Genomic DNA, 7,724 nt, shown 5'->3' with positions numbered 1-7,724 from the left:
AGCAGGAGCTGAGCAGCATTTTCCAGCGTTTAGGGTTTAATGTGGTGGAAGGAGGAATGATATCTGTTGCTGCCGTGAAGATGACCCCTGACCTGCTGGAAGCGAAGGTATACCTGAGCATGTTTCAGATTAAAGCCCCTTCGGAAATGCTGGAGCGCATCAAGGAAAGAATGGGTGAGATCAAGAAATTACTGGGAATAGGATTGGGTAAGCAGTTACGCAGGATACCCGAACTGAGCTTCTTCCTGGATGATACGCTTGATTATGTGTTTAAGATGGAGGAGCTGTTTAAGAAGATCAGGGAGGAGGATGCCAATATTAAAGATGGCAAAAAATAGGATTACGGATCTTTCATTCTTCATTCGTAATTCTGCAAATACATGGTCTGGCAATTTGCTTCCCGTTATTTCCGTGCAAAAAAATCTACCAATGCTATCAATATCATTGCCTGGGTAAGTGTAGTGGCAATTGCAGTAGGGGCAGGCGCCCTGATTGTAATTTTGAGTGTATTCAATGGTTTTGAAGGCCTGGTGAAATCCCTTTATTCTTCTTTTTACCCGGCGGTGAAAATAGCGCCGGTTACAGGTAAAACCATTATACTTACGCCTGCACAGCTACAGCAGATATCGGCTCTGCAGGGCGTAGCCCACTTTTCCCGGGTAATTGAGGAGAAGGCGGTGCTGCGCTACGGCGATGAGCCTACGATTGCCTTACTGAAAGGGGTGGACAGCAGCTATAATTATGTGACCGATGTGAAGAGCAACATTATCAGGGGGCGTTTTGACACCGGCGATAGTGTGGCCTACAGGGCTGTATTGGGGCTTGAGCTGGAAGGTGCGCTGGGAGTAGATGTTGTGCATAGTATTGCCCCGGTTACCGTATATCTTCCCCGCAGAAATGTGAATGCTTTTGTAACCCCGGAAGATGCGCTCAACAACGGGGTGCTGTACCCGGCAGGTACTTTTGCCATACAACAGGAGTTTAACAGCAAATATGTTATTACGAACATAGAATTTTTACGGAACCTGTTGCAGATGGGGGCCGATGAAATGTCGTCGCTGGAAATAGGTACACGGCCAGGGGTAAACGATAACCTGCTGAAAGCCCAACTGGAAAAGTTGCTTGGCGGTAAGTATAAAGTACAAACCCGGTATGAGCAGAATCAATCGCTTTATGCGATTATGCAAACTGAGAAGTGGGCAGTGTATGTGATACTTAGTTTTATCATGATCATTGCCGCTTTTAATATGATAGGGTCGCTGTATATGCTGGTCATAGAAAAGCAGAAAGACATTACTATCCTGAAAGCGATGGGGGCGCGTAAGTCGCTGATTATGCGGATATTCCTGGCAGAGGGACTAATCATTGCCGGTATAGGAACCGCTTTAGGTTTTGGTTTGGGAACCACATTTTGCCTGTTGCAGCAGCATTTTGGTATTATAAAGCTGGAGGGTACATCTTTCCTGGTGGATTCCTACCCTGTTAGCATGCACGCTGCCGATTTTGTACTGGTATTTATTACGATTATGATAATTGGTATTGCCGCCAGCTGGTACCCCGCCAGAAGGGCGGCGGTGGAAGCCATTACTTTGAAAGCTACCTGATATCATTAAATAAAAATATTAAAAAAGGCTGCATATGAATTCATATGCAGCCTTTTTTAATATTTTTATTTAGTGATATCAGGTTTTAATAGTCGCCCAGCGTTTCAGGCAATTGAGCCAGTGCTTTTGCCAGCTGTTCATCACTTGGTGCTATACCATGCCATTCGTGGTGGCCTTCCATGAAGTCGACTCCTTGTCCCATAACGGTTTTCATGATAATGGCAATGGGTTTACCCTGGCCGGTGAGGCTCTTCGCCTTTTCCAGTGTAGCCACAACATCGTCCATATCATTGCCATTCATGTGCAGTACCTGCCATCCGAATACTTCGAATTTAGCGCCAACATCACCAAGACCGGCAACATCGTCGGTAGTGCCATCAATCTGCTGACCATTCAGATCCACGGTGATGATAAGATTATCTACTTTATGATGAGGAGCAAACATCACTGATTCCCAGATCTGTCCTTCTTCCAGCTCACCGTCGCCATGAAGGGAGAACACCAGGTGTTTATCGTTATTCAGCTTTTTTGCCAGCGCTGCGCCAATAGCCACGCTCATGCCTTGTCCCAGGGAGCCGGAGGCAATACGCACGCCAGGTAAATGTTCGTGAGTGGTAGGGTGGCCCTGCAGGCGGGAATTCAGCTTACGGAAAGTGTTCAGTTCCTGTACGGGAAAGTAGCCGGAACGCGCCAGGGCGCTATAGAACACCGGTGAAATATGACCATTGGACAGGAAGAAGAGATCCTGGTTTTTACCATCCATATCAAATGGCTCCGGTTTGTGATCCATCACCTTGAAATACAATGCGGTAAGGAAGTCGGCGCAACCTAATGACCCGCCCGGGTGACCGCTTTGAACGCCATGTACCATCCGTACAATGTCTCTTCTGACCTGAGTCGCAATATCTTTGAGCTGTGGCATGATAGTTGTTAAATTTTGTGCCGCAAAACTAATAGAATTTAGTAGATTTTGTGGCGTTGAATGTTTTTTTTGCGATCTCAAAGTATTAAAAAAGTTGATTTTTTTAACGTTTCTTTTCATATTTCGTTGAAATTAATATCTTTGCACAATTAAGCCCCACTAATGGAGAATGTATTAATTGCTACCGTCCTGAGTTTTGTTGTTACCTATTTTTCTATTCCAATACTTATAAGAGTCGCGGAATTAAAGCATTTATACGACGAACCGGACGAACGAAAGACGCATAAACAGCGCATACCAACGCTCGGAGGAATCGGATTTTTCTCCGGATTTATAATCGCTACTGCTATCTGCGTACCCGCGTTAGCCAATTCTCCATTCCAATACATGATGGCAGCATTCTTTATCATTTTCATGGTAGGGATGAAGGATGATATCGTAGGGCTGTCTCCGCTAAAGAAACTGATCGGGCAGCTTGCTGCCTCCTTTGCTATTATTTACCTGGGTAACCTGCAGATAACCAGCATGTATGGCTTCATGGGAATTTATGCTATGCCTCCCAACATCAGCCTGATGCTGACTTATTTCACTTTTATTGTGGTTATCAATGCTTTCAACCTGATTGACGGGGTAGACGGCCATGCCGGCAGCATTGGTTTACTGGTAAGTGCGGTATTGGGTGCTTATTTCCTGCATGTGGGTGAAATAACCTATGCAGTGATCGGTTTTGCACTGGCAGGCGGTCTGGCCAGTTTCCTGATTTACAATATTTCTCCTGCCCGTATTTTTATGGGTGATACGGGATCCTTACTGATAGGGCTGGTAAACGCGGTGCTTGTACTGAAATTCATTGATGTAGCAGGTAACCCCGCCGGTAAAATGCCCATTGCGGCCACACCGGCTGTGGCTTTCGCCATCCTGATCGTACCTTTATTTGATACTTTACGCGTATTTGCTGTTCGTATGTTGCAGGGAAGATCTCCCTTCTCTGCCGACAGAAATCATATCCATCACTACCTGCTGGATCTCAAGCTCAGCCACAGGCAAACCACGCTTGTTTCTGTAGCCATTAATGCTACTTACATACTGGGAGCGTTTGTGTTACAGGGAATGGGCGCTACTTTGCTGTTAATGGTTGTAATAGGTTCCGCTACTTTTTTTACAGGAATATTATACCTGGCACGCCGGAAGAAACTTGCTGTGAAAACCATCCCGGAACCTGTTGTACAGCCAGCCACTACAACAGCCAAAGAGGCTACCAAAATATTGCGTGTTACAACAGAGGGTGTATTACAAGATAAATAATCCCTTGTTGCGGTTATTTGTAAGCATTTCTACTTCCATTATCAGGGCCTTACTTTGACGATTAAAAGAAAACCTGTAGGTTTGCACGCACTTAACTATTTATGTTATGCAAGATGATCTAACGCTTATCATTGATGAAGCAGGGGACTCGATGAAAAAAGCTATCGGGCACCTGGAATCGGAACTTACAAAAATCAGAGCCGGGAAAGCCAACCCGCAAATACTGGATGGCATTTTTGTTGACTATTATGGCGCGCCTACCGCATTGAACCAGGTAGCTAATGTAAGCATCGCAGATGCCCGTACCCTTACTATTCAGCCCTGGGAAAAAAATATGCTGCAACCAATTGAAAGAGCCATCATTGCTTCTAATATTGGGCTCAATCCACAAAACGATGGAGTTATCATCCGTTTGTTCCTTCCACCATTAACCGAAGAGCGAAGGAAGGAATTTGTAAAAAGGGTGAATAATGAAGGCGAACAGGCAAAAGTGGCCATCAGGAATATTCGCAGGGATGCGATTGAAGCGGTTAAAAAATTGCAGAAAGAGGGTCTGAGTGAAGATACTGCAAAAGACACAGAAGCTGATATCCAGCAGTTAACCGATAAGCACATTGCGCTGATCGACAAACATTGCGAAGTAAAAGAGAAAGAAATTATGGCTATTTAAGGATGATAGCCTGAAAATATAACAGCGGAGATATTAACGGACAGCGATCCGGCTAATATCTCCGCTTTGTTTTAGGAAGTCATTTAGCGGGTGCAGCCCTGCTGGCTTTGTTCACGAGGTAAACGCCCAGCAGGATAATTCCCATGCTCAGCACCTGGACCCATGTAATTGTTTCATGCGCCAGCAGGCCCCAGCCCACTGCTACTAACGGTAACGCATATGCCACCATGGAAGCAAGCATGGAGCCAGCCTTTTTGATCAGCAGGAAAAAGAGCACTGCTGCTATCCCTGTTCCCATTACACCCAGCACAAGGCCCGCGGAAAGAGAGCGCCAGGGCGCATCCGGCTGAGTGAACTGTGGGAAAAAGTTACTGAACCACAGCACCGGGAAGGTGAACACGGCACAGAAGAACATTGCAATGGATCCCAGCTGCAGTGAACTAAACCCCTGCAGCTTATGATGCACCATACTGATATTAACGCCATAGCTTATGGTGGCCAGTATCACCAGCAGGGCATAATACCAGTGGCTGTTGGTATTGATGCCTTTGGCCGTAAATAATAATACTACCCCCATCAGCCCTACGAAAATACCTGTAAGCTGTGCCTTTTTAAAGGGGCCTTTAAAGAGTATAATGCCAGATAACAAGGCCATTAGCGGTGTTAAGGCATTCAGGATGCCTGCGAGGGAACTGTCGATCTCCGTTTCTGCCAGACAAAAAAGAAAGGCCGGAATGCCATTGCCCAGGATGCCGGACAGGATAATGACCGGCAGCTTATTTACCGGCGTTTGTTTGAAGGCTTTTGGTAAAAATGGGCAAAGCGCTATGCCGGCAGCTACCAGCCTTAAGCTGGCCACCTGGTAAGAAGTAAATGATTCCAGGCCTATTTTCATCAATATAAAGGAACTGCCCCATGTGAGTGATAACAGGAGGAACACCCCCCAATGGGCAAAACGTTGATGCATAGCTTCTATTTTCGGATACAAAGGTGCAGGTATCCTTCGTATCCTGCAAAATATAATCATGATATCGCAACACTTCTGTCCTGATTTTGTTAAATTTATTTATAAGAATGCGCTACATGGGTAAAATCAAATTGTCATCTATCAGCACATCAGCTCCCAAGAAGCTGGAAAAAGAAACTATTAAGGCGGTAACCCGTGAATTGCTGGAAGAACTTGATGAGCTTCAGAACCTGTTATATGCCCAGCATAAATACAGTATACTGTTGGTGGTACAGGGAATGGACGCCAGCGGGAAAGACGGTGTTATCAAGAATGTTACGGGTACCTTAAATCCACAGGGATGTGTTGTTCACTCTTTTAAGGCGCCCAGTGCAGAGGAATCAGAGCACGATTTCCTGTGGAGAGTACATCAGCACGCCCCCGGAAAAGGCATGATCCAGGTATTTAACCGATCGCACTACGAAGATATTCTCATACAACGTGTGCATAAGTGGATTGACGATAAAATGGCTTTTAAAAGGATGGAAGCCATCAACGATTTTGAAAAACTGCTCACTGTTCATAACAATACGCACATCATAAAATGTTACCTGCATGTATCGAGGGAAGCACAGCAGCAGCGCCTGGTAGAACGCACAGAAGATCCCCGTAAAATGTGGAAGTATAATGAAAATGACCTGGCAGAAGCCAAGCTGTGGGATAAATATATGGATGCCTATGAAGATGCAATCAACCGCTGTAACTATATACCGTGGCTGATTGTACCGGCAGATCAGAACTGGTATAAGGAATACCTGATTGCGCTAACGTTGAGGGATACACTGAAATCGCTGAAGATGAAATATCCCCGCTTAAAGAAATAATAACCTAATAATTAACGTGTTCGATTATTATCCTTTAATTTTGTTCACTTATTTAACCAATAAAACCTTGCATTATGTCGTTCATCAAAGAGTTTAAAGAGTTTGCCATGAAAGGCAATGTAATGGATCTTGCTGTGGGTGTGATTATAGGTGGTGCATTTGGAAAGATTGTTACATCGCTGGTAGATAATATCCTGATGCCTATCATCGGACTATTTACGCGGGGAAAGAATTTTAACGACGTCTTTTATGTACTGGACACAAGTAAGGGAGATGTGGCTACCCTGGCAGACGCAAAAGCTAAAGGCATCGCTGTATTTGCCTATGGCGCGTTTATACAGAGCGTGATCGATTTCCTGATCATTGCCTTTTGTATTTTCCTGCTGGTGAAATTTATGAACAGACTTTCGAAGAAGAAAGAAGAAGCCCCGGCCCCAGCTGAACTGTCTACCCAGGAAAAACTGCTCATGGAAATCCGTGATGAACTGAAGAAATCCAGATAAAAATTTTTTAGCAATATACCCACCATCCCATTTTTTCCTTCCGGAAGAAGTGGGATAGTTATTACGTATACTCACTTAAACACAATTTGATGAAAAAATTTACTTTATCCATTGCCTGCTGTATGCTATTGTTTACAGCTGTGCACGCGCAAAATGATTGGATGAAGACGTCGAGAGAAGAAGCTGCAGGTAAGATCAAAAAAGATCCAAACGACACGATTCCAAAAATTTGGAGAAAAGGGTTGAATATTAATGTAAACATCAACCAGGGCTCACTGAGCAACTGGGCTGCAGGTGGTGATAACTTTGCGTTCTCTATCGGGTCCAATGTATTTGCATGGGCTTTTTACAAAAAAGGGAAACATTCCTGGGATAACGTAGCCGACCTCGCATATGGCTATATTAATACTACCAGCCTGGGAGGCCGGAAAAATGATGACCGTATAGACCTGACTTCCAAGTATGGTTATGAAATTGGCAAGAACTGGTATTTAAGTGGTTTGGTGAACCTGCGTACACAATTCACCAATGGTTACCTGTATCCATCAGATACCACGCCGCAGCTGTCGTCCAAGTTCTTCTCCCCTGCTTATGTGCTGGTGTCGCCGGGTTTTGATTATAAGCCTGATCCGTCATTTTCTTTATTTATGTCGCCGGTTACTTCCCGTTTTGTATTTGTGATGGATGATGTACTGTCCAAACAAGGAGCTTATGGGGTAGATACGGGCTCACATTTTAAATATGAAATAGGCGCCTACCTGTCTGCCAATTATATAAAGACCTTCGCCAAAAATATGACCTATAAGGGCCGGCTGGATTTATTTTCAGACTACCGGCATAACCCGGGAAATATTGATGTGTTTTTCACCAATGCATTGGAACTGAAGGTA

General features: G+C 44.6%; 9 protein-coding genes. 7 read left to right on the top strand and 2 right to left on the bottom strand.

The features are described from left to right. A partial coding sequence (locus VIM72_RS05735; RefSeq protein WP_332001912.1) for a ribosome-binding factor A occupies window positions 1-338 on the top strand: 338 nt, incomplete at its 5' end. Between the two features lie 42 nt (window positions 339-380). Then, the gene (locus VIM72_RS05730; RefSeq protein WP_332001911.1) at window positions 381-1,604 is read left to right on the top strand and encodes an FtsX-like permease family protein; all 1,224 of its coding nucleotides are present in this window, start codon (window positions 381-383) and stop codon (window positions 1,602-1,604) included. Between the two features lie 85 nt (window positions 1,605-1,689). Here the strand turns inward: VIM72_RS05730 and VIM72_RS05725 are convergent, their stop codons facing one another. Beyond that, complete coding sequence (locus tag VIM72_RS05725; RefSeq protein ID WP_332001910.1) at window positions 1,690-2,526, bottom strand: transketolase; 837 nt, start codon at window positions 2,524-2,526, stop codon at window positions 1,690-1,692. A 387-nt stretch (window positions 2,527-2,913) separates the two neighbouring features. Here VIM72_RS05725 and VIM72_RS05720 point away from each other — a divergent pair, with 387 nt between their 5' ends. Both VIM72_RS05720 and frr read left to right on the top strand, forming a co-directional pair. Then, entirely contained in the window at window positions 2,914-3,831 is a 918-nt protein-coding gene (locus VIM72_RS05720; RefSeq protein ID WP_332001909.1) for an MraY family glycosyltransferase, read from the top strand. A gap of 106 nt (window positions 3,832-3,937) precedes the next feature. After that, a complete protein-coding gene (gene frr / locus VIM72_RS05715; protein ID WP_332001908.1) occupies window positions 3,938-4,501 on the top strand; it encodes a ribosome recycling factor in 564 nt (187 codons plus the stop codon). Between the two features lie 79 nt (window positions 4,502-4,580). On the opposite strand, the gene VIM72_RS05710 is transcribed toward frr, so the two are convergent. Continuing rightward, window positions 4,581-5,468, bottom strand: coding sequence for a DMT family transporter (locus VIM72_RS05710; RefSeq protein ID WP_332001907.1), 888 nt, complete (start codon window positions 5,466-5,468; stop codon window positions 4,581-4,583). Window positions 5,469-5,584: 116 nt separating this feature from the next. Here VIM72_RS05710 and VIM72_RS05705 point away from each other — a divergent pair, with 116 nt between their 5' ends. From VIM72_RS05705 to VIM72_RS05695, 3 genes are all read left to right on the top strand, one after another. After that, on the top strand, window positions 5,585-6,331 hold the full coding sequence (locus tag VIM72_RS05705; protein WP_332001906.1) for a PPK2 family polyphosphate kinase: 747 nt from the start codon (window positions 5,585-5,587) through the stop codon (window positions 6,329-6,331). Between the two features lie 74 nt (window positions 6,332-6,405). Then, a complete protein-coding gene (gene mscL / locus VIM72_RS05700) occupies window positions 6,406-6,834 on the top strand; it encodes a large conductance mechanosensitive channel protein MscL (protein ID WP_332001905.1) in 429 nt (142 codons plus the stop codon). 89 nt (window positions 6,835-6,923) lie between these two features. Continuing rightward, window positions 6,924-7,724: DUF3078 domain-containing protein (locus tag VIM72_RS05695; RefSeq protein ID WP_332001904.1), on the top strand; the 801-nt coding region annotated here is incomplete at its 3' end.

It is taken from the genome of Chitinophaga sp., assembly GCF_036569185.1.
Classification (GTDB): domain Bacteria; phylum Bacteroidota; class Bacteroidia; order Chitinophagales; family Chitinophagaceae; genus Chitinophaga.
The sequence above is the reverse complement of the archived record's forward strand: the minus strand, read 5'-3'. Positions and strand labels throughout refer to the sequence as shown.